Origin of the sequence: Methylocystis sp. Sn-Cys (assembly GCF_016745395.1) — a bacterium.
In the GTDB taxonomy this organism is placed as follows: Bacteria; Pseudomonadota; Alphaproteobacteria; order Rhizobiales; family Beijerinckiaceae; genus Methylocystis; species Methylocystis iwaonis.
Window position 1 is genome coordinate 246,256 of sequence record NZ_JAERVJ010000006.1, and the last position, 20,508, is coordinate 266,763.

Annotated in this window: 21 protein-coding genes and 1 tRNA gene; 7 read left to right on the forward strand and 15 right to left on the reverse strand. The window is 61.0% G+C overall.

The features are described 5' to 3' along the window. Positions 1-158: 158 nt before the first annotated feature. The 4 genes from JJT62_RS13595 to JJT62_RS13610 all read right to left on the reverse strand — a co-directional run bounded on the left by JJT62_RS13595 (position 159) and on the right by JJT62_RS13610 (position 3,792). Positions 159-710: a GNAT family N-acetyltransferase gene (locus JJT62_RS13595; protein WP_202073302.1), complete on the reverse strand. Its 552-nt coding sequence runs from the start codon at positions 708-710 to the stop codon at positions 159-161. Then, entirely contained in the window at positions 707-2,107 is a 1,401-nt protein-coding gene (locus JJT62_RS13600) for an ABC transporter substrate-binding protein (RefSeq protein WP_202073303.1), read from the reverse strand. Before JJT62_RS13600 ends, JJT62_RS13595 begins: the two co-directional genes overlap by 4 nt. 33 nt (positions 2,108-2,140) lie before the next feature. Next, positions 2,141-2,914, reverse strand: coding sequence for an ABC transporter permease (locus tag JJT62_RS13605; RefSeq protein ID WP_202073304.1), 774 nt, complete (start codon positions 2,912-2,914; stop codon positions 2,141-2,143). 68 nt (positions 2,915-2,982) lie between these two features. Beyond that, entirely contained in the window at positions 2,983-3,792 is an 810-nt protein-coding gene (locus JJT62_RS13610) for an ABC transporter ATP-binding protein (protein ID WP_246744889.1), read from the reverse strand. 62 nt (positions 3,793-3,854) lie between these two features. Between JJT62_RS13610 and JJT62_RS13615 the strand changes: the two genes are divergently transcribed. The 4 genes from JJT62_RS13615 to JJT62_RS13630 all read left to right on the forward strand — a co-directional run bounded on the left by JJT62_RS13615 (position 3,855) and on the right by JJT62_RS13630 (position 7,383). Then, on the forward strand, positions 3,855-5,612 hold the full coding sequence (locus JJT62_RS13615; protein ID WP_202073306.1) for a fumarate reductase/succinate dehydrogenase flavoprotein subunit: 1,758 nt from the start codon (positions 3,855-3,857) through the stop codon (positions 5,610-5,612). Between the two features lie 7 nt (positions 5,613-5,619). Continuing rightward, positions 5,620-5,853 (forward strand): ferredoxin family protein, encoded by a 234-nt coding sequence (locus tag JJT62_RS13620; protein WP_202073307.1) that lies wholly within the window; start codon positions 5,620-5,622, stop codon positions 5,851-5,853. Between the two features lie 5 nt (positions 5,854-5,858). Further along, complete coding sequence (locus tag JJT62_RS13625; RefSeq protein ID WP_202073308.1) at positions 5,859-6,839, forward strand: HEAT repeat domain-containing protein; 981 nt, start codon at positions 5,859-5,861, stop codon at positions 6,837-6,839. Positions 6,840-6,936: 97 nt separating this feature from the next. Next, a complete protein-coding gene (locus tag JJT62_RS13630) occupies positions 6,937-7,383 on the forward strand; it encodes a GNAT family N-acetyltransferase (RefSeq protein WP_202073309.1) in 447 nt (148 codons plus the stop codon). A 264-nt stretch (positions 7,384-7,647) separates the two neighbouring features. Here JJT62_RS13630 and JJT62_RS13635 read toward each other — a convergent pair whose 3' ends face one another. The 8 genes from JJT62_RS13635 to JJT62_RS13670 all read right to left on the reverse strand — a co-directional run bounded on the left by JJT62_RS13635 (position 7,648) and on the right by JJT62_RS13670 (position 16,316). Next, positions 7,648-9,018, reverse strand: a complete 1,371-nt coding sequence (locus JJT62_RS13635; RefSeq protein WP_202073310.1) for an amidase — start codon at positions 9,016-9,018, stop codon at positions 7,648-7,650. A 229-nt stretch (positions 9,019-9,247) separates the two neighbouring features. After that, the gene (locus JJT62_RS13640) at positions 9,248-9,793 is read right to left on the reverse strand and encodes a heme-binding protein (protein WP_202073311.1); all 546 of its coding nucleotides are present in this window, start codon (positions 9,791-9,793) and stop codon (positions 9,248-9,250) included. Between the two features lie 422 nt (positions 9,794-10,215). After that, complete coding sequence (locus JJT62_RS13645; protein ID WP_202073312.1) at positions 10,216-10,437, reverse strand: DDE-type integrase/transposase/recombinase; 222 nt, start codon at positions 10,435-10,437, stop codon at positions 10,216-10,218. 168 nt (positions 10,438-10,605) lie between these two features. After that, positions 10,606-13,158 (reverse strand): TonB-dependent receptor, encoded by a 2,553-nt coding sequence (locus JJT62_RS13650; protein WP_202073313.1) that lies wholly within the window; start codon positions 13,156-13,158, stop codon positions 10,606-10,608. 118 nt (positions 13,159-13,276) lie between these two features. Then, positions 13,277-14,221: a FecR domain-containing protein gene (locus tag JJT62_RS13655; protein ID WP_246744890.1), complete on the reverse strand. Its 945-nt coding sequence runs from the start codon at positions 14,219-14,221 to the stop codon at positions 13,277-13,279. 91 nt (positions 14,222-14,312) lie between these two features. Next, positions 14,313-14,813, reverse strand: coding sequence for an RNA polymerase sigma factor (locus JJT62_RS13660; RefSeq protein ID WP_202073314.1), 501 nt, complete (start codon positions 14,811-14,813; stop codon positions 14,313-14,315). An 84-nt stretch (positions 14,814-14,897) separates the two neighbouring features. Then, complete coding sequence (locus JJT62_RS13665; protein ID WP_202073315.1) at positions 14,898-15,311, reverse strand: DUF2946 family protein; 414 nt, start codon at positions 15,309-15,311, stop codon at positions 14,898-14,900. A 102-nt stretch (positions 15,312-15,413) separates the two neighbouring features. Next, on the reverse strand, positions 15,414-16,316 hold the full coding sequence (locus JJT62_RS13670; RefSeq protein ID WP_246744891.1) for an IS1 family transposase: 903 nt from the start codon (positions 16,314-16,316) through the stop codon (positions 15,414-15,416). Here JJT62_RS13670 and JJT62_RS13675 point away from each other — a divergent pair, their 5' ends adjacent. Genes JJT62_RS13675 through JJT62_RS13685 form a run of 3 tightly spaced genes read left to right on the forward strand, consistent with a single transcriptional unit; the run spans position 16,317 to position 18,476 of the window. Continuing rightward, positions 16,317-16,568 carry a hypothetical protein gene (locus JJT62_RS13675; RefSeq protein WP_202073316.1) on the forward strand — a complete coding sequence of 84 codons (252 nt, stop codon included), beginning with the start codon at positions 16,317-16,319 and terminating at the stop codon, positions 16,566-16,568. Then, positions 16,565-18,184, forward strand: a complete 1,620-nt coding sequence (locus tag JJT62_RS13680) for an ATP-binding protein (protein ID WP_202073317.1) — start codon at positions 16,565-16,567, stop codon at positions 18,182-18,184. Before JJT62_RS13675 ends, JJT62_RS13680 begins: the two co-directional genes overlap by 4 nt. After that, positions 18,177-18,476, forward strand: a complete 300-nt coding sequence (locus JJT62_RS13685) for a hypothetical protein (protein WP_202073318.1) — start codon at positions 18,177-18,179, stop codon at positions 18,474-18,476. Before JJT62_RS13680 ends, JJT62_RS13685 begins: the two co-directional genes overlap by 8 nt. Positions 18,477-18,478: 2 nt before the next feature. Here the strand turns inward: JJT62_RS13685 and JJT62_RS13690 are convergent. The 3 genes from JJT62_RS13690 to JJT62_RS13700 form a co-directional block, all read right to left on the reverse strand. After that, positions 18,479-18,550 (reverse strand) — tRNA-Gly (locus JJT62_RS13690). Between the two features lie 416 nt (positions 18,551-18,966). Continuing rightward, positions 18,967-19,680: an SMC-Scp complex subunit ScpB gene (locus JJT62_RS13695; protein ID WP_202073319.1), complete on the reverse strand. Its 714-nt coding sequence runs from the start codon at positions 19,678-19,680 to the stop codon at positions 18,967-18,969. Positions 19,681-19,759: 79 nt separating this feature from the next. Beyond that, on the reverse strand, positions 19,760-20,508 hold a 749-nt coding region (locus JJT62_RS13700; RefSeq protein ID WP_202073320.1), incomplete at its 5' end, for a DUF1403 family protein.

Consider the following 20,508-nt stretch of genomic DNA (forward strand, 5'->3'; position numbering starts at 1 on the left):
GGAAGGGCGCGGGGTCGAGGAAGGGCAATTTGCAAACAACGGGCAAATTGCGCCCGACGAAGTAGGCCTACGCTCTCGCGGCGTAAGCCTCGAGAGGCCCGCTGTCGCGCGTCTCGCACTCACGCAAAATTTGCGACAGAACCCGAGAACTTGCTTATTCATTGCGAACTATCGAATTCGTGCGCGAGAAGTCCCATGATCACATCATCGCGCCATTCGTCGCCGACGCGCGCCGCTTCGCGTTCCCGTCCTTCCTCTACAAAGCCGCATGCGCGGTAACAGGCGATAGCTCGCCCGTTGTAGGAAACGACGCGCACGCTGATGCGATGCAAGGCGAGCGCGTCAAAGGCGTAGCGAAGGAGGATAAGTATTGCCCGTCTACCGAGACCGCGCCCAAGCTTGTGTGGGTCATAGAGCCCGATCGCCAACTGCGCGCGACGATCGTGCTTGTTCATGTTGTCGAGCCTGATTTCGCCGAGCCAGCTCCCTTCGTGTTCGATCGCCCAGGCGAGGGGATGCTTTGCCAAATCATCGACCCAGCGGCGGACGCCGGCCTCTGTCAGCGCCGGGATGTCAGTCGGGTCCACTCCAAACATTCGCATGATTGCGGGGTCGTTTCCGAGCTCGAAACGCTCCCGCGCATCACCTGCACGAAATTCTCGCAACAGCATATCCGGGCCACGAAGCGTCGGAATGCTTTGCAGGCTCATCCTGGCCTCCGAGTTGGGCTCGGTTTACTTTGAAGGATCGCGTCGAAGTCCTGCACCTTTCCGCCCGACTTCGCGGCGAAGGATTCCGCGGCGGCTTTCGAGAAAAACGCATCGAGCCGCCCTGATGACGCGGCGACATACCAGCCGCGGTTGGCAAATATCTTGATGCCGTTGCTGCGGTCCTGCGCATAGGCGGCGCGGATTTTCTTGCCTTGCGTTTCGAATTGGGTCAGAGCGGCGAACGCCGCGTCCGGCGATGCATAGCGGTGGACTTTGGGCTCGCCCTCCAACCAGAGTTCTGCGGAAAGGCTCGCTTCGGTCATCGGCTCACTCGTCGACGAGGCGTAGTGCGCAAGCTCAGTGTCGTAGTCGAGTCCAGACGCCTTGAAAGCGGCGCGGATAAATCTATCGTCGATGAATGTTTCGAGATCGAGGCCGGTGTCGGCGCGCTTCAGCAGCTTGAGCGTTTCGATCGAGGTCGCAAGATCCTGCCGATACTCCTTCTTCCAGGTCAGGTCGCGTGTCTGAAGTCCGAGTGGGCCATGAAAGAGATAGACGACAGGGGCGTCGATGCCGGTGGCCTTGGCGATCAACTCGCTGTATTTTTCCGGCTCGTCGGCCAACAGCCTGTTCGCGTCGATGATCGCGCGGAGATAGGCGACGACAAGCTCTGGATATTTCTCGGCGTAATCAGAGTCCACGAGAGCGCCGTGGAAAGTCGGAACGCCCGCCTGGGCGCCATCGAAGATCTTACGGGCAAAGCCGCGCGCAGGAAAAAGCTCCGCGAAAGGCACGAAGTCGGCGTGCGCGTCGATCTGCCCGCTTTGCAGCGCCGAGCCTGCGACCTCGGGGGCCTGCGCGATGATCTTCACGTCGCGCGCGGGATCCCAGCCGAGATCAGCGACAGCGCGCAGCAGCATGCCATGCGCTGTCGAAGCAAAGGGCACGGAGATCGTCTTGCCCTTCAACTCAGCGAGCGATTGCGCCGGCGAAGCGATCGGCACGACGACGCCATTGCCGCTTCCGCGGATGCTGCCGGATAGCACCGTGATGAACCGGCTGCTTTTGCCGGCCTTCTTGAAGGCGACGCCGTTCAGCGCGCCGGGGAAGTCGGCCATGAGGCCGATATCGAGCTTGCCCGCGACCATTTCATTCGTGATCGGCGCGCCGCTCGAGAAATTCTTCCACTGAATATCGTATGTCGCGTCCTTATACTTGCCGTCATGCGGGAGATGGCGCCGCAGAAGATCGAGTTCGCGAATCAGTAGTCCGCCCGCGGCGCAATTGATCGTCGTATCCTGCGTTCCGATCGCGATGCGAATTGTTTCCGCAGCCGCGCCCATCGGCGTCGCAAGGATCCATGAAAGAATGCCGCAGATTCGAAGCAGTCGTCGCATTTCAATTTCACCCGTGCTTTCGAGGCGACGCGATCACTGGCTTTCTCCCCGCCATGGTGTGAGCGCGCAGCCGATCCGTCTGACGATGGCGCTGCTCAGGAAACCGAGAACGCCGATGATCGCCATGCCCGCGACGATATCTGGGTAATTCTGGAGGGTGTAGGATTCCCAGGTGAAATAGCCGATGCCGAACTGGCCGGAAATCATCTCCGCGGTCACGAGGCAGAACCAACTCGTTCCCATGCCGATCGCGAGGCCGGTGAATATGCTCGGCAAAGCGCCTGGCAGCACCACTTCGACGACGACAGTGACGCTGCCGGCGCCTAGCGAGCGCGCGGATGCGATGAGCCGGGCGTCGATGTCCCGCACGCCATGAATCGTGTTGAGCAAGATTGGGAACAGCGCGCCCATGAAGGTGATGAAAACCATCGACGCTTCGGACGACGGGAACATCAGGATCGCAAGAGGTATCCAGGCGACCGCCGGAATCGGCCGCAGGAGTTCGAGAGGCGTCAGCAGCGCGTCCTCGAAAAAGGGCCTGCGCGCGACGAGACCGCCGAGAGCGATTCCAAATAAAGAGGCGAGAGCATAGCCTGCGAGAACGCGCGCGAGGCTGGCCTCGACATGCGACAGCAGCTTTCCCGAATGCGAAAGCTCGAGGAGCGAGTCGAACACCTGCGTCGGAGCGGGCGTGAAGGCGAAGGTGAGGAAGGAGAAGTGCGCCTTCGACTGGGAGGCATATTGCCAGGCCGCGAGAAGCGCGACGAGGGAAAAAATTCTCACGCTCCACCGCCACGTCGCAGTCATCCTCGTTTTCGAACCAGCGGGACGAAGCTCATCGGCTCGGATTCCCCGGCGTATGACTTGCACGACGGTCACGCAGCGGACTCCGACAGGTCGAAGATCCGACGACCCTCGCGACGGATCAGCTCGAGGCACTGCAACTTCGCCGCATTGAAAGGGCCGCTCGCGGAGATGTCCGGGGGGCGGGGACGCGGCAAGTCGATGGGCAAATCGAGTATGACGCGCCCCGGCGCGGCGCTGAAGACAATCACTCTGTCCGCCAGATAGATCGCTTCGTCCACATCATGGGTGACAAAGAATATAGTTGCGCCGACGTCTCGCCAGAGATCAAGCAGCAACTCCTGCATGAGCGCGCGCGCCTGCGCGTCGAGCGCGCCGAATGGCTCGTCCATCAACAAGACCGAGGGCCGGTTGATCAATGCACGCGCGATCGCGACGCGTTGCTGCATGCCGCCCGAGAGCGTGTGGGGATAGCGGTCGGCGAAACCGGATAGCCCGACGCGATCGATCCACTCGTACGCCGCCCGTCGCGCTTCGGCGCTTCCGATCCCTCGCATGCGCAGACCAAAGGCGATGTTCGCCAAGGCCGTCTTCCATGGAAACAGCGAATAGTGCTGGAAGACGACGCCTCGGTCGGCGCCCGGCCCGCGGATCGGCGCGCCATCGACAAGAACCTCACCCGAGGTTGGGGGAACAAAGCCGGCGATAGCATTCAAGGCGGTGGATTTGCCGCAGCCCGACGGGCCGAGAAAGCAGATGAATTGCCCCGGCTCCGCCGCGATCCCGAAATCTCGCAACGCCGCCGCGCCACGATAAGCGACCGTGAGATTGCGCAGTTCGACGTGTCCGGCGCGGACTGCCGATGGACTCGATGAAATCATACCTGTAATATAGACTAACATGCCTTAGAGTAGCAACAAGATCGCGTCCGCCGGCTTGGCTGATGCGCCAGCGGGAGTGCAGCGTGACGGCCAACGACGACGCCGAGACCATTTTCGAAGCCGATGTTCTGGTGATCGGCGGAGGGACTGCGGGGCCCCTCGCAGCCTACAAGGCCAAGACTGCGAACCCTGCGCTGAAAGTCGTTTTGCTCGAAAAAGCCAATGTGAAGCGGTCAGGGGCGATCGCCGTCGGCATGGACGGATTGAACAACGCCGTCGTGCCGGGCTTCGCCACGCCCGAGCAATATGTCCGGGAAATCACCATCGCCAATGACGGAATCGTCTATCAGAAGGCGCTGCTTGCCTACGCTGAGCGCTCCTTCGACATGATCCGTGAACTCGACCAATGGGGGGTGAAATTCCTCAAGGACGAGAATGGCGACTACGACATCAAAAAGGTTCATCACCTTGGAACCTACGTGCTGCCGATGCCGGAGGGCGCGTCGATCAAGAAGGTCCTGTACCGGCAATTGCGCAAGGCGCAGGTGCTGATCTCGAACCGCTACATGGCGACGCGCCTGCTCACCGGCGCCGATGGCCGCATTGCGGGGGCCATCGCGATCAACAGCCGGAGCGCTGAAATTCTCGTCATTCGCGCCAAGGCGGTCATTCTCGCGGCCGGCGCAGCCGGGCGTCTGGGCCTTCCAGCCTCTGGCTATCTGTGGGGAACGTACGAGAACCCCGCCAATTCGGGCGACGGTTACGCAATGGCGTTTCATGCGGGCGCGGAGCTCACCAATCTCGAATGCTTCCAGATCAATCCGTTGATCAAGGACTATAACGGTCCGGCCTGCGCCTATGTCGGTGGGCCCTTTGGCGCCTATACGGCGAACGCCAGCGGCGCGCGCTTCATCGAATGCGACTATTGGTCGGGGCAGATGATGCTGGAGTTCTATCGCGAACTCCAGGGCGGTGGAGGTCCCGTCTTTCTCAAGTTCGATCACCTTGCGCCGGAGACCATCGCGGAGGTCGAGAACATCTTGCACAAGGTGGAAAGGCCCTCGCGCGGGCTGTTTCACAAAGGCCGGAAAACCAATTACCGCAAAGACATGGTCGAGATGCATATTTCGGAAATCGGCTTTTGCTCCGGACACAGCGCGTCGGGCGTCTGGGTCGACGAGTTTGCCCGGACGACCGTCCCGGGCCTCTATGCGGCGGGCGACATGGCGAGCGTGCCGCATAATTACATGCTCGGCGCCTTCGTCAACGGCGCGATCGCCGGTGAGCATTCCGCGAGCTTTGCAGATGAGGTCGATCTTGCGGACTATGGCGCCGCACAGGTGGAGGCCGAGCGGGAACGAACGCGCGCGCCATTGCGCAACGAGACCGGACTGCCGCCCAATCAGGTGGAATACAAGATCCGGCGCTTCGTCAACGATTATCTGCAGCCGCCAAAAGTGACGCGCAAATATGAAATTGCGCAGAAGCGCTTCGCTGAACTTCGCGCCGACCTACCGCGCCTCGCCGCGCGCGATGCGCACGAGTTGATGCGCGCGCTCGAGGTCCATTCGATTCTGGACTGCGCGGAGATGGCCGCAGCCGCTTCACTCTACCGCACCGAGAGTCGTTGGGGCCTCTACCATCATCGCCTCGACCATCCTGAGACGGACGACGAGAGCTGGTTTTGTCATACCCAGCTCTACAAGAATGAGCGCGGCGGCATCTCCTGCCGCAAGCGGCCGGTCGACCCCTACGTCGTGCCAGTCGAGACGACAGAGCGCGACGCCTATCATCGTCTTCGCATTCCCGCTCACAGTTGAGGCGCCGATGTCCTTCGCGGAGAACCCTTCCGAGTTTCCGGTCAACATCGATGCGGAGAAGTGCATTGCCGACAAGGGCTGCACGGTTTGCATCGACGTCTGCCCGCTCGATGTGCTGTGGATCAATCCGGAGACCGGCAAAGCGCATATGCGTTACGACGAGTGCTGGTATTGCCTGCCATGCGAACTCGACTGCCCGACCAAGGCGGTGAGCGTTTCGATCCCCTATCTGCTGCGGTGATTGTCATGGCGCGGGACAGCATTTTCGAGGATCAGAGCCTCGATATCGAAGACATCGAGGCGCGTTTCAAAAGTTCGGACGCGGATGAGCGCCGCATGGCGATGCTCGAACTTGCCGAAAGCGCCGAGGTGAATGGAGAAGCGCTTCTCATCCGCGCCCTGAGCGATCCCGATCCCGGCGTGCGCCTCGCGGCGGCGGCGGGGTTGGAGCAGTTCGACGGCCCTGCCGTCGCGCAGGCGCTCGCAAACGCTCTGCTCGACGCGGACTCGTCCGTCGCGGCTGCCGCCGGCGCCAGCCTGTGCGAATTGCGCGCGCCCGAGGCGGCCACGCCGCTGCTCGCGCTTATCGGCCATCCACGCGCGGACGTGCGCGCCGCCGTCTGGCGCGGGCTGCGCGATCTGCGCGTCGGAGCGACCCTTCCCGCGGCGATCGACGCGCTTGCCGATTCCGACCCGCATGTGCGGCGCGAGGCGATCGGCGCGCTCGCCTACCTCAAGCGCGCCGACGCGCTGCCGGCTTTGCTCGGGGCGGCGAGAGACCCTGATGGCGAGGTGAGGCGCGCGGCGCTGTCGGCGCTCGCCTTCGCGCCCGCCGATGCGGTGATCGACGCGCTGTTCTCGGGTCTTGCCGATGGGCATTGGCAAGTGCGCGAGGCCGCGGCGGTTCTTGCTGGGAAGCTCCGCGCGGCGGGCGCCGAGCGCGCGCTGATCGACGCCCTATCGGACGACGCCTGGCAGGTCGCGCTCAAGGCGGCGGGCGCGCTGGGGCGACTTTCGTCGGCGGACGCCATCCCCGCGCTCGGCGGGCTGCTGTCGCATCCCGTCAGCAATCTGCGTAAGGAAGCAGCTGCGGCGCTCGGCGAAATTCGCCGGCCGGAAGCGCTGCCCTATCTTGCTGGCGCGGCCGACGACCCCGATCCAGACGTGCGCAAGATCGCGCGCTGGTCGATACACCTCATCAAAAGCGACATTTTTCAAGGCGGTTGATCGGGCTTGCCGCGAACTCTCATAATCGATCCAGGTTTGCGTGCTCTCTGGACATTTGGCATACTGCCAATACCGTGCAGCGCTCGTCCGAAAACCAATGATCTCGGCAGGCTTTCAGTTTCGCCTTCTCACAATCCACGATTACGACAGCCTCGTCGAGGCGTTGTTATGGCAAGAGGGCGTCGGCATGAGCCGCTCCGATAGCGTCCACGGTGTCGCTAAATTTCTTGCTCGCAATCTCGGCATGAGTTTTGTTGCGGATGCAGAGGGAATGCTTGCGGACTGCGTGCTCGGCGGCCACGACGGAAGGCGCGGCTATCTGTATCACGTATCGGTGAGCCCTCAATTCCGGCGTCGGGGCGTCGCGCGCGGCCTCGTTGCTCGGACGGTCGCCGCCATCACAGCAGAAGGGATCAAGAAGATTCACATCGACGTTTTCGCGGACAACGGCGCCGGGCTAGAGTTTTGGCGAGCCATCGGCTGGCATGACCGCGACGAACTCAAGCGGTTTTCGTTCACCCCGCCGGTAGGGCGTAATTCGTAAGCGCTGCCGGCGTGACACGCTCTAGGTAGCGGAGCGCCACGTCTCGTGATGACCAGCAACAGCAGATTCACGATCTCGATCATCTGACGCTGGATCTATCATTCCGACGACACATGGATCGTTGACGGGGGTGTATGCCTTGCTTTGGGAAGTCGCGCTGACGCGCGCGACCGGTATAGTCCTGATCGACTAATGACTTCGACGCTCTCGCTCGTCGCTCCGTACAGCGGCGATGAGCTTGCCGACGCCGTTCAAAAACGGCGTTCATAGCTTGCTCAACGAATCGAGATGCGGCGTCGGAAATGGCTGTAGCTTCTCGAAGGCGCGCGCTAGGCGAAGCACTGTGAGGTCGCCATATTGCGGGCCGACGAATTGGAGGCCGACCGGCAGCCCGTTATTGTCGAAGCCCGCGGGAATCGATGCGCCTGGCTGCTGCGTGATGTTGAAGGGGAAAGCGAAAGGCGTCTGCGGCGGCGTCCCGAGGCGCGGGACGGGCTGCGACTGCACGGGCGTGACCAAAAGATCGTATTTCTCGTGGAAACGTCGCATGAGGATCGCGAGATCGGTGCGGCGCTCATTCGCCTCGACGACTTCCGCAAGCGTATAACGTTCGAGCTTTTCAACGCGCGCGCGGATGCCCGGATCGATCAAATCCAGCCCCGCCACGCCGATCTCGCTGCGCAGCCTGATCGCGCGCTCGGAATTGATCGCGTCGATGATCGGCGACGGATCTCTGAAACCGGGATCGGTCTCTTCCACGATGGCGCCGAGCTCCGATAGGCGCGCGACCGCGCGATCGACGACGGCGGCGAGGCCGGGATCGACTTTCACATAGCCGAGCGTCCGGCTGTAGGCGATGCGCAGACCTTTCACGCCGCCGTCGAGATTCTCTCTCCAATCGCGAATGTCGCTCGGCAGGCTTTGCCAGTCGCGCACGTCCGGCTGCGCAATGACATTGAGGAGCAGTGCGGCGTCCGTCACCGTCCGCGTGAGGGGGCCGATATGGAACAACGAGCCATTGTGCGGATAGCCCGCGACGCGGCCGAATGTCGGCTTGAAGCCGAATACGCCATTGACGGCTGCCGGATTACGGATCGAGCCGCCGCCGTCAGTGCCGACTTGCAAAGGCCCGAACCCCAATGCCGCTGCGACCGCCGCGCCGCCGCTGCTGCCACCGCTCACATATTGGCGGTCCCAGGCGTTCGGCGTCACGCCGCCGAGCTTCGTTTCGGTCAGGCCCTTGAGGCCGAATTCAGCGGTCTGGGTTTTCCCGAGAATGACCGCGCCCGCTTCTCGTAGACGCGCCGCCGGCGGGGAGTCGGCCTGCTGGATGATGTCGGGAGTCGCAAGGCTGCCCTTGCGCGTCGGGAAACCTTGCACGTTGAGCAGGTCTTTGAAGCCCACCGGCACGCCGTCGAGCAAACCTTTCGGCGCGCCGCGCGCCCAGCGTGCTTCCGAGACCTTTGCTTGCGCGAGCGCAGCATCGGCGTCGACGGCGCGATAGGCGTTGAAATGTGGCTGGAGTTCTCCGATGCGCTTCAGCGTCGCCATAGTCGCCTCCACTGGAGAAAGCGTTTTTGTGCGATACGCCTCGATCAGCTCGTAGGCGGTCAGTTGTGTGAGATCCTGCGACATGGCTGCCTCCCTGGCCTTGGACGATTTTTGTATGCCGCTTTTATTGCTTTCCGCGACGCCATCTCGGCGTGTAAGCCAAGTTCAACCTTCAGGAACCAAAGTGCAAAAAGAAGTATTGAGGGAGGCAAGGTGTTCGTGATGGGTCACTGCTCGGCCGAGCTGATGATCGGCCGAGCTGACGACGAGAAACCCTGTCGGCGATTTCATCGCCCATGGGAAGGCGCGCAGCCTATTTCAGCCGCGGCTGCACGCGTTGCAGACCCGCGAGCGCATATTGTTCATCCTTGTCGGCGCCACGCGCGCCGCCAACGCCGATCGCGCCGATAACCTCGTCATTGACCTTGATGAGAACAGCGCCCGCGCGCGCGAGATAGTTCGGGTTCGCGGCGATCTGATCGGCGAGCGTTTTGTTGTTCTTGACCTGCTCGGCCAGCTCGCCGGAGGTCTTCTTGAAGGCGAGCGCCGCCTGCGCCTTGAAGTTGCTGTTGTGCACCGCGCGGGGTCCGACGCCGTCAGAAACGAGGACCGCCTTCAGCACTCCGGAGGAATCGATGACGCTCACCGCCACTTTTTGATCGGCAGCCCTTCCGGCGTCGATCGCCGCTTGCGCCGCCTCGATCGCGAGCTCGAGCGAAGGACCGCGCGCGGGGGGCGGCGGCGGACTTTGCGAAGGTGCGGCTGCGCCCTGTGCCGGTCCCGACGTGGCCGATTGAGCGAGCGCCGGCGCGGTCGCGAGGACATAAACGGCAAATGCGCAGAGCAGGTTCGATCGCATTCTTTTATTCCCTTCCAGCAGTCTATAAGACTACTATTATGGTATAAATATAACGTCAAGCTCAAACCACGGCGATGCAACTGCTGCGATCCAACGCTAGAGCGCGCCTCCGGATACGAAGCGGATGCTTGCCTTTGTGAATCTTGCTTTGTCCTCGCGCAGCGCCGCTGCCGTCCTTTTTCCTTGTCTATTTCCTACTTACAACGTGGATAATTGAGCTAGATTCGCGCCTCGTTGGACGCAGCCGTCTGATGCGGACGGGTTCATGAAGAAGGGCGACAATCCGGAGTTCACGGCGGGCGGGCCTCATCGATCGACATTGGTTTCTTGCCGCCGCCGGAGGCTTCGGCGTCGCCGGCCGCGCACGTGGCGAAACGCTTGTCATCGAGCCTTGGATTACCGAGCCGGGCGCTTCTCGCGGCTTACGCCCGAGAGCGTAGAACTGCCTTTGCTGGGCGCAATTTGCCCGTCGTTTGCAACTGCCCTTTTCGGCTCATGTGCATGAGCTCGACGCCGGTGAGCGTTGCTGCGGCCGAGCGAAGGGATTTGAACCCCAGCGCCGGCCACACAACCTGCTTGATTGCTCGGTGGTCCTGTTCGACGATGTTGTTCAGATATTTCCTCCGCCGGATCTCGATGCCCACCTCGTTCTCTGCATTGTAGCTCTCGATTGCAGCGTGTTGGCCCCGCTCTTGTCGATCGTGACATTCTTCGGCGCGCCGTTTTGGCCGATCGCTCGGCGAGAAAATCTCCATAAAAATACAAAGAGCATCAAGACCATTGGGCGCAATGGAAACCGCCTGTTCGAGCGTTCACAATTCGCCGCGCAACGTCACCATGAAGTTCCGAGGATCGCCCGGCGTGTTGTAAGTGTTGGCGCCGCCGACGCGCATGTAATATTTCTGGTCGGTTATGTTGTTGAGATTGAACTGCAGCGTCAGATGGTCGTTGATCTTGTACGATGTCATTGCATTGATGACGGCAAACGCCGGCCCATGTCGGGCCTCGTTCAATGTATTGATCGCGCCGGACAGGCCGCTCTCCGCTACGACGCCTGCGCCGATCGTCAGCCCTTTCCACTCCCCCTCGAAATCATATTTGCCCCAGATCTTGAACATATGGGTCGGATACCACGAACTGATCGGCCGCCCCGGACTATTTTTGTCTACAATGAGCTTCGTTTGCAGATAGGTGTAGCCACCAACGACGTCGAGCCCTGGCAACGGACTTTGGATGATTGGCAGTTCGATATCCGCAAGAGGCTTACCGGAGAATTCAACTTCGACGCCAGTGGATTCCGCCTTGCCGGCCTGGAGATAGTAGCCCGGGTTGGCCGGATCCGCGTAAGGACGATTCCGGTCGTTGATCTCGAACCACGCGGCCGAGGCGTTGAGCTTCTTGTTCAGAAACTCGCCTTTGACGCCGGCTTCGAACTGCCCGCCGACCTGCGGATCGAGTGTGGTTCCGTCAGCTTTCTGGTTCGTTTGCGGAATGAAAATATCCGAGTAGCTGCCATAGAAATTGATTTCATCGGTCGCCCGGAAAATGCCGGCAAGATAGGGAGAGAAGCGGTGGTTGGATTTCGCGCCATATGACCAGTTGGCAGGCGCGCTTGGGAAAACATTGCGGTTCTTGGCAAAGAAATTCGTCAATCGACCGCCGAAGACGAAAGTCAGTGGACCGATTGGCGTCAAGCGAAGTTGGCTATAGGCTCCATGCTGCAAGGTTTGATTCTGGCCGCCCGCCGTAAAGGGATTGAGATTTGGACCGATTGCATTCGGCCAAAAGACTGGGATGTTGTTCACATAGACGCGCGGGGCGCCCTTATATTCATAGGTGAACCGATCATAATTATAGCCGATCGTCAACGTGTTCTTGATCATCGCCCAAGGCAGCGTGCCGGATAGATAGGAGTCGAGACCCGTACGATGATAATAATACATGTAATGACGGCGCGCATATTGCGCGGTCCAATTGGAAGGATTGACGCCGCTGTTCGGATAGGCGTCCGCGAATTCGTAGCCTATGTCGCGTCGATTAAAATTCACCTTTGCGACCCAGTCTTCACCGAACCGATGCTCCAAGCGGATATTTTTGTCCTCCGTGTCCCATTTGGCTTGAGTCCAATCCGGATAGGGATTCCAGGATCTGGGCACATTCAGGAAATAGGGGCTCGTCCCGCCGAAATAAGAAAGCGCAGCAACTGGTTGCCCGCTATAGGCGGGGTCACTGGTGCGCTGGCGTGTGTAGGCGACGTTCAGCAGTGTATTGGGGGTGATGTCATATTCGAGCGAGCCATAGCCCAGCCATTTGTCTTCAGGCTGCGACGGCGTGAAGAAGAAGTGCTTGTCCTGGTGGAGCACCAGCGCACGATAGCGAAAGGTCCGCTCTTCGTTTATCGGACCGGTCACATCGATCAACCCGCGATAATTGTCCCACGAACCGGCGGTGAATTCCGTTCTGAGCTTGAATTCGTCCTGCGGCCGTTTTCTCACAATATTGACGATGCCGCCCGGATTTCCCGCTCCAGATAGCAGACCAGCCGGACCTTTCAACACTTCGATGCGATCGTAGACAGCGAGATCAAGTTGCTGATAGCCGGCAAGACCATCGTAGGTCGGGACGCCGTCATAAGCGACGCCGAGGGTGTAGCCACGTGAGGCCGGCCATCCTTGCGTGACGTCGTTAGCAATGGTCGAGACTCCGGGCACCCAGAACATCGCGTCCTGCACAGTGGTGAGCTGCATGTCATTCATCTGTCCCCTCGTCATCACCGAGACAGACTGCGGTATCTCCTTTCTGGGCAGCGGCACCTTGCCGGCGACCGTCACGAGCGGCGTCGTGTAGGTCCCCGTTCCTTCGGTGATAGCGCCGCGGTCGGCGCTATATGCCTTCTTGTCGTCCGGATTTGTCGCCTCGACGTCGGTCCGCTTCGTCGCGCCCACGTCAATCGGCGGGAGCGCCTGGAACCCCGCGTCGCTGCGCGCGCCCCTATCGTTCTGCGCGAGAATGATCGACACCGCCTTTTCGTCCGGCCCCCCGAAGCGATAGGACAGACCGGTTCCCTCGAGCAGCCTGTCGAGCCCTTCGCGCATCGAGAAAGATCCAGAAAGCCCCGTCGTGCGGAGCATCCGCGTCACGCGCGCATCGTAGAGCAGATGCAGCCCGTTCTTCACGGCGAAGGCGTTCAAAGCCGTCGCCACCAATCCTGCGGGAATGTCGTAGACCATCACGACGCCGCTGCGCTCTTGCGGCGAGAGGGACGCCTCCGCAGGTGTTCCTCCCAACGCGAAGGCGCCGAAGGTCATTGCCGCAATTGTCGAACCCAACGCCGCACCCTCGTAACACAGACCTTTTTTCGTCATCGCCGCTTTCCACCGAATGTGCCCGGGCCGTCTCCGCCCGTGACCAACTCGACGCTCTCATGACGATTTCGGAATGTGGGTTGATAAAAAAGATTCGGGCAGCTCTTGGCCCGGAGCGTCACTCGGTTAGAAAAATCAGGTAATTCGTGAGATGGATCGCGCGCAGGCCGAGGAAAAATTCGATCTCGCGCAGCGTCGTGAGCGGCTCGGCGGTCGAGAAGACGCCGCTCACCCGTCGCGCGCAGGTCGAGGCGCGCAGGCAAAAGACATATCCATGGCGATAGCGGCCGAGGATCGTGAGCGCCTCGCCGAGCGAACGGTCCTCGACGACGAGCGCGCCGCGCCGCCAAGCTGCGACATTCTCGGCGGCGACGCTCACGGGCGTCCGCGCCGGCGTATTCGCTTCGTATGAGGTCTCCTGTCTCGTCTCGACGATCAGCCGCTCGCCGCCGCTCGCGACCGCCACCGCATGCTCGCTCACAGCGACGCGCGCGCCATTTTTCTGGAGCGCAACGTCGAAGGCGGTGCCGAGCGCCGTGACCGTGCCGCCCGCCGCCTCCACGACAAAGGGACGCGAGGCGATGGGCGCGACCTCGAACCAGGCCTCTCCCGAGAGCAGCGTCACGCGCCGCAATCCCGTCTCGAAGCGCACGGCGATCGCCGAATCGGAATCGAGCTCGACACGCGAGCCATCGGTGAGCGTCACCATCCTGCGTTCCCCGACGCCGGTAGAATAATCAGCCGGATGACGGTTCGCGAATTCGGCGTGCCAACCGAAAAAAGCGAGAGAAGCGGCGAGTGCAACGCTGGCCGCAGCCCACCAGGTCCGTCGCACGCCGTGTGCCTGACGGCGGCGGGCGCGCCGCAGCCCCTGCGCCTCCGAGAACATTTCAGTAATGTCCGCATAGGCCTGAGCATTAGCAGGATCGGCTGCGAGCCAAGCCTCAAAGGCAATACGGCGCTCGCCGTCTATGTCGCCGGCCTTTTCCTGCAACCACCATTCGATCGCAGCGTCATGGCCGTCGTCACGATCGGGGGCGTCGTCGTCCACTCTCTTCATCATGCCGACGTCGTCCCCTGCTCTCGGACAATCTCCGCCCATCGCCCGATACGACGCGCGGACGCGAAAAAAGGAAGGTCGAACCATAAATCTGTCATCTGATCGCCGCCCAGCAACGCTGCATGGCTATCCTCATATGTTGCCGCACCATGCGCTCCGTGACGCCCAGCCGCCTCGCAATCTCCGGGAGCGGCATATCCTCGAAGGCGCAGAGTTCGAAGACCTCGCGGCAGCGTGGCGGCAGGGCCTCAATCGCCGAGGCGAGACGCTGCGCCCGCCGGTCACGATCAACGATCTCGTCCTGGGGCGCGTCCCAGCTCGGCGGCTCGCCGAGGATTCGGTCGAAGCTCAGATATTTTGCTTCCGTCCTGCGGCGGCGCCCGTAGTCGCGAGTCAGATTTGCCGCGATCCTCTGCAGAAAGGCCGGCGGATCGGCGACGTCGTCGAACCGATCGTGGCGCAGCGCACGCACGAAAGTCTCCTGCAACAAGTCGTGAGCGGCCTCGGAGCCGACGCGACGCACCAGATAGGCCGTTAGCGCGCGTCTGTTACGCACGAACAACTCGTGAATAAGATGGGATTTCTTTTCCGACATACGCCGCCGCCTGCAGCGGTCATCGACATCTGCTCGAGGCGGATATCGAGACCAGCAAAGAGATCAATAGAGTCGAGAGCTCAATCAGGCGGTCGGCGGTGGCGCACGGGACGAAAAGACGCGCGACCCGCCGGTCCCCTCCGGCGGCGGCAGGCGGTTGCGGAAGAAAACCGGCTCGCCGGAGGAGCGCGGATAGAGGAAGGCGATCACATAATGCAGAAACGCTACCGGATCGGCGTCGGCCGCGTCATGCTGCGGGCAAATCCGGCACAAGACGCAATGGCCATGGCCGTCGGCATGGTCCCGCGGGGCGCGATCGCCGGAAGGCGCGCTGCAATCCTGTCCCGCTGCCGCGACGGCGACATCCGCCGAGCCGAAGCGCGAAGCATGCGCCTCCACCACAACGGTAAGGAAGAGCTGCAGGAGCAGCAGCCAAGCCGCGGCGCCCGCAGCGAGCGCGCTTCTTAGCCGGCCGTGATGCGCCCAAAACGAAGCCATACCGCCAGTGGAAACAGGCACGAGCTCGACCGTCAAGGGGGCATCGCAGAAGGTAGTGTCCTAATTTGAATTTCGGCCCCGGAAATCCGGGGCCGTCCTTTTTCAGTCCTTCGTGGTCGCCTCGACCAAATCGACCATGGACCAGAGCCGGCTATCGACGCCCGCTGCCATGGCGGGGGTAACACGAAGCGTCTTATGGACGCGGACAAAGTTATAATGCGCGAAGTGGAGCGCTACTGCCGCGTTCAGGTTCTCGACCTTCTTTGAGAAGGCGTTTGTGAGGCGGGTAAAGCGGCGCATCGACATACGCATGGTCAAATTCTGGCGCTCGATAAGGCTCGTCGAGATATGAGCGCGATCAGGGCCGCCAACGACGGTCTTGCGCTCAACATGCGTCACGCTCGGCGGGCTGTAGCGGCCCGCGCCGGCAGGCTCAGCGTCGTAAAATTTAACCGCCTGCCCGTAGTCGACCTCACAACCAAAAGCTTGCTCAACCGCATCCACATAGGCCGCGAGAGCGTCCGTCGAAAGCTGGACCCGGTTCGAGAGGCGCGAGGCCACGTCGTTCATGAACTTGGTGGCGGTCGGAAGGTCGCGCTTGCCGATAAGGAACGAAGGGACAAGCTTCGTATCCGCGTCCATGGCCACGAAGGTCCATTGATCGCCAACGCGGGACTTGTCGTCATCCTTCGTGACTTGCTTCTGCTTCTTGGCGACATACGCCCAGATTTCATCGCATTGCAGGCGCTGGCACGAAAGGTCGCGCATTTGCTCGTCCAGAAGCCTCTTGGAGCCTTCGCCGACTTCGACCAGCAGCCGCATGACTGTATCGCGATGCGTCCCAGTCATGCGCTCGATTGAGCGGATGGAGTTGCCCTCGACAAGGGCGGAAATGATCTGAGTGCGGCGTTCAAGAGACAGGCGGTTCATGGAAGTAGCCCTTGCAATTGATGTTGTATGCAGTATGATTGACAAATCTAAGCCTGTCAAGTCTGGTGCATACAAATGGACTTCAAAAATGCTACGGATCAGCTTTTTTTAAAGGTCGATCATTCCGACCTTGCCGATGCCCTTGGCGTGTCCGTTGCGCTTATTCGTCAGGCGAGATTGGACAGTGGCGCAAAAGCTCATCGCGCGCCGCCGAAAGGCTGGGAGAAAGCCGTCCTCACATTGGCGGAAAAGGAAATCGAACATTTCCAACGGCTCGCCGAGAACCTCCGGGCGATCGCAACAGATGACAGAGCCTCGCGCACATGAAGAACAATCAAACAACATCTAGCGTGTCGAGCAAGGCTCGACATACTGCATATAGGCCGTCTACTCAGCTTGATCTTTTTGCCGATCAGATAATCCCGTCTGGAGAGAACGTCTCTCTTTGGACGCCTCGAGACATATGGGTGCGAGCCAATCAGCGCCTCTTAGAGATGTTTTCTGAGGACCGCCGCGTTGAAAGGAAGCGCTCTGATAAAATCCAGTTTGACGCTCTTGCGACGTATTTTAGCGCCTTCTCGAATACCCCCGATGGCGGGATGATAGTTTTTGGTCAGCAGGACAACGGCGAAATAACAGGATGCGGCAATCTTAGCGTCGACATATTGAACCGCATAGAGTCATGCCATCTAAACCTTTGCCCTCTCGCAAAGCCTGAATTCAAACGCATCCCGGTCGTAGTGCATGGGCGTCACGATTTTTGTTTAACTATATTTGTCCCGTATATTGGTGTTCTTGTTGAAACGAACAAAGGGGAGGCGTGGGTAAGATACGGCGAAGATCGCCATAAAATGAGCGATGAAGAAAAGCGTGATTTTCGGTCGACGCGGAGAGAGCTATCTTTCGAGCTCGGCGAAGCGATTCAGAAATACCCATCTGATTTTGATTTGAGAATCATCCAAGATTTTTGTGACTCGTTCCGAGGACGCGAGCAAAAGCACACCTGGACGAACAATGAAATACTTTCAGATAGGCACCTAATCAGGCGTGACGAAGATAAATTCGTCGCGCTAAATTCTCTTGTATTGCTTGCTGCAAAAGACCCTGGGCTGACGATACCTGGCTGCCGCGTCCGTATCCAGAAGTTTGCGGGTGAAGACGAAGGTTCGGGGGAAACGTACGCGAGAAGAAAGGAAAAGACTATCGAGGGAAACCTTGTGAAAATAATAAAAGAGGCAGACGGCGCAATTAGCGAGTTGATTGATGACGTAACGTGGCTAAACACAGATGGTAAGTTTATCACTACTCCAGAATATCCAAGGTGGGCATGGTTTGAGGCGCTCGTTAACGCGTGCGTTCATCGTTCTTACGAATTCAGCGGCACAGAAATATTCGTAAAGATTTTCTCGGACAGGATGGAGATTGAAAGCCCAGGTGGGTTTGTGCCGCCTGTCAATGAGAAAACAATCTACAGCGTAAGGTCTTCTCGGAACTGGCATTTGATGGATGCGCTGCGTTTTCTTGGCTACGTTCATATGTCTCGCGAGGGGACAAGGCGCATGAGAGAGTCAATGGCTGAGTGGGGCCTCCCAGAACCCTCGTTCAAACAAGAGGCTATCCACGGAGTGGTTGTAAAGGTCACACTCAGAAATGACCATCTATCCCGAAAGAGGTCGACTGATAGGGATGTCGCTCTGTATTTTGGCGTAGAAACATGGAAGCTTCTTGAAGAGCACGAAATAAAAATTGCAGCCTACGCTTATAGGAATGGACAGATACAGGTTTCTGAAGCTCAGCGCGTGACTGGTAGGTCATGGGGGACAAGTAAAAAAGACCTAAACAGGCTTGTGAAAAAGGGAGTTCTAATATTTGAGCCTGGGAAATTTATTCGAGACCCTAAAGCCGCGTACAAATTAAAGGGCAAGGAAGAGGATAATGAATAACAGCCTTGCGGATTTATTAGCGGCGGTGGAAAGCCAGCATGGCGGGATTGCAACGCACGTCGAGTCCGTCCCCGTGAAGGAAACTTTCCAAGGCCAGACGGTCTGGGAAGGCGTGGTTGAGGTTTTCGACCTAGAGGGCTGTCCCAACGCTACACGCGCCTATGCGTGGTCGTCACCTATTGAGGGAAGCGACAAGCGCCGGTTCTACGCCGTGCTACACCTAGGCGGGATACGGTCGCCACAGGATGCGGTAAGGGCGGCGATTGTGGCGGAAGCAAAGTCCGGGCGTTGACACAGGGCGCGGGGGATTCGAACCCCCAACAACCCTGTTGGCAACAGGGCGCCTCTGCCAGTTGGGCTAGCGCCGCATAGTGTGACCGAACCGCAATTCGGTCACTGGTGCTCCGAGTTGGAGCGGACCTTACCACAGCCGCGCTCAAATTCAAATTAGGACACTACCTCGCAGAATATAAGGGTGTGTCGTGAGATTTTTCGGCTTACCCTGGCCTTAGGGAGCGGCGCTTCATGAAGCGCTCGCAAGAGGAGCCCGAATAGACCTCGAACGTGGCCGCGAAGTTGGGGCGCTGTTAGGAAGACGATTTAAAAGGGCGGCATTCCGAGACATTTCAGCCCGACGGTATCTGCGATATCCATCTCGTTGCCGTGACCTCGAAAGGACGGGTCCAAAGACGGTAGCCTGAGGCTGCGGTTGGCGGTCCGATACTCCACCCTCGAAGCTGGCGTCGGAGTGACAACGCCATCAAAGAGCGGGAGGCGCTTTCTCAAGCCCCCAAGTCGGATTCATCAAATTCTGGCGTCTCCGGCTCTCCGTCCTCTTCAGCCCCCCCATCCACCCCCAGCATGTCATCGAGCGCCGCGTCGACGTCGTCGCTCAGTTCAGAGCGCGTCAGCCCGCCCGCCTCCAGCGCCCCGAGATCGGGCAGATCGCGCAAGCTGTCGAGGGCGAAGATTTCGAGGAAGCGCTTGGTCGTCACCCAGGCGATCGGCGCGCCGGGCGCCGGGGCGCGCGGGCCGGCGTCGATGACGCCGCAGCTCTTCAGCCGGCCGATAACGTCGCGGCTGATCTCGCGCCCGGCAAAGCGGGAAAGGTCGGCCCTTGTGACCGGCTGCAGATAGGCGATGGCCGAGAGCGCAATCATCTCGAGCTTGGTGAACTCCGGCGCCCCGACATGCTTGGCGCCCTCGAGGGCGCGCAACGCCGCAGCGTGGCGCGGCCGTGTGCGAAATTGCCAGCCGCCGGCGACGCGGACGATCTCGTAAGGGCGCGCGCGCAGTTCGGCGTCGATGTCGGCGAGAAGATCGTCGAGCCGGCAGGCGGCGCCGACGAGCTGCGCCAGCGTCTCGCGCGGGACGGGCGCCGGGGAGGCGAAGATCGCCGCCTCGACGCGCCCCATCCATTCCCGCCAGCGCAAAGCCTCGGGGAGTTCTGCGAGCTCCTGGTCGAGTTCCGTGGGCGGGCTGCGGCGGCGGCTCATGGGCGCCCGCCCGCCGGACGCGACGCGCGAAGCGCTCCGCACGAGCGCCGATTGGCGCGGGTCCATCGTGGTTTGCTCATCACAGTCCGTAGATCCTGAAAGTTTCGCGCCCGGTCAGCTCGCGCGCGCCGCCCAGTTCAACGAGCCGGTCGAAGAGCCGCCGCGCGGCGCGATCGGACATGCCGGTCGCCCGGGCCGCGGCGGCGGGCGTGACGCCGTCATCGGCGAGCAGCAGCGCGACGACGCGGCCGGCGGGCTTGGCGCGCAGTTTTGGCAGGACGGCGAGGAGCGTCGCCGCGCGGCGCGCGAGATCGACGGCGGCCAGATGCGCATCCGCCGCGGCCAGCGCATAGGCGCGCAGCGCCGCGCTCGGCCATGCGGCTTCGCCCGGACGCAGGCGCCGTCCCGACGCATCGCGCCTCTCACCGACCCGCAGAGCCAGCAAGGCGAGCGGGCGCTCCCAGCCGAGACGTTTTGCCAGCACCAGGTCGGCCGCCCAGAGCGCCAGGAGCTCGGCCGTCTCGCCGCGCGCGCCGTCCGCGCCTGCCTGGCGCGCGATCGCCTGCGCCGCGGCGATCGATCGCCCGAGCGGCTCGCCAGCGCCGGCGACATGGGCGCGAATGATCTCCGCATACCCTGCCATGTCGCCATTCAGTCCCAGCAATTCCCCGGCGCGCTCGACGTCGCCATGATCTCCCCCGAACCGCGGTGCCCCGAACAGGCGAAACAGCGCGTGCAGACGGCCGGCGGGGCTAAGCGCCGCCTGCGGGGCCGCGAGCAGCAGCGCGTCGCGCAAAGCGGCGTCATCCTCGCGCAGACGCGCCGCCG

Coding starts and splice junctions, on each gene's coding strand:
- JJT62_RS13595 (WP_202073302.1), bottom strand. CDS start 710: ATGAGCCTGCAAAGCATTCCGACGCTTCGTGGCCCGGATATGCTGTTG.
- JJT62_RS13600 (WP_202073303.1), bottom strand. CDS start 2,107: ATGCGACGACTGCTTCGAATCTGCGGCATTCTTTCATGGATCCTTGCG.
- JJT62_RS13605 (WP_202073304.1), bottom strand. CDS start 2,914: ATGACTGCGACGTGGCGGTGGAGCGTGAGAATTTTTTCCCTCGTCGCG.
- JJT62_RS13610 (WP_246744889.1), bottom strand. CDS start 3,792: ATGATTTCATCGAGTCCATCGGCAGTCCGCGCCGGACACGTCGAACTG.
- JJT62_RS13615 (WP_202073306.1), top strand. CDS start 3,855: ATGCGCCAGCGGGAGTGCAGCGTGACGGCCAACGACGACGCCGAGACC.
- JJT62_RS13620 (WP_202073307.1), top strand. CDS start 5,620: ATGTCCTTCGCGGAGAACCCTTCCGAGTTTCCGGTCAACATCGATGCG.
- JJT62_RS13625 (WP_202073308.1), top strand. CDS start 5,859: ATGGCGCGGGACAGCATTTTCGAGGATCAGAGCCTCGATATCGAAGAC.
- JJT62_RS13630 (WP_202073309.1), top strand. CDS start 6,937: ATGATCTCGGCAGGCTTTCAGTTTCGCCTTCTCACAATCCACGATTAC.
- JJT62_RS13635 (WP_202073310.1), bottom strand. CDS start 9,018: ATGTCGCAGGATCTCACACAACTGACCGCCTACGAGCTGATCGAGGCG.
- JJT62_RS13640 (WP_202073311.1), bottom strand. CDS start 9,793: ATGCGATCGAACCTGCTCTGCGCATTTGCCGTTTATGTCCTCGCGACC.
- JJT62_RS13650 (WP_202073313.1), bottom strand. CDS start 13,158: ATGACGAAAAAAGGTCTGTGTTACGAGGGTGCGGCGTTGGGTTCGACA.
- JJT62_RS13655 (WP_246744890.1), bottom strand. CDS start 14,221: ATGATGAAGAGAGTGGACGACGACGCCCCCGATCGTGACGACGGCCAT.
- JJT62_RS13660 (WP_202073314.1), bottom strand. CDS start 14,813: ATGTCGGAAAAGAAATCCCATCTTATTCACGAGTTGTTCGTGCGTAAC.
- JJT62_RS13665 (WP_202073315.1), bottom strand. CDS start 15,311: ATGGCTTCGTTTTGGGCGCATCACGGCCGGCTAAGAAGCGCGCTCGCT.
- JJT62_RS13675 (WP_202073316.1), top strand. CDS start 16,317: ATGGACTTCAAAAATGCTACGGATCAGCTTTTTTTAAAGGTCGATCAT.
- JJT62_RS13680 (WP_202073317.1), top strand. CDS start 16,565: ATGAAGAACAATCAAACAACATCTAGCGTGTCGAGCAAGGCTCGACAT.
- JJT62_RS13685 (WP_202073318.1), top strand. CDS start 18,177: ATGAATAACAGCCTTGCGGATTTATTAGCGGCGGTGGAAAGCCAGCAT.
- JJT62_RS13695 (WP_202073319.1), bottom strand. CDS start 19,680: ATGAGCCGCCGCCGCAGCCCGCCCACGGAACTCGACCAGGAGCTCGCA.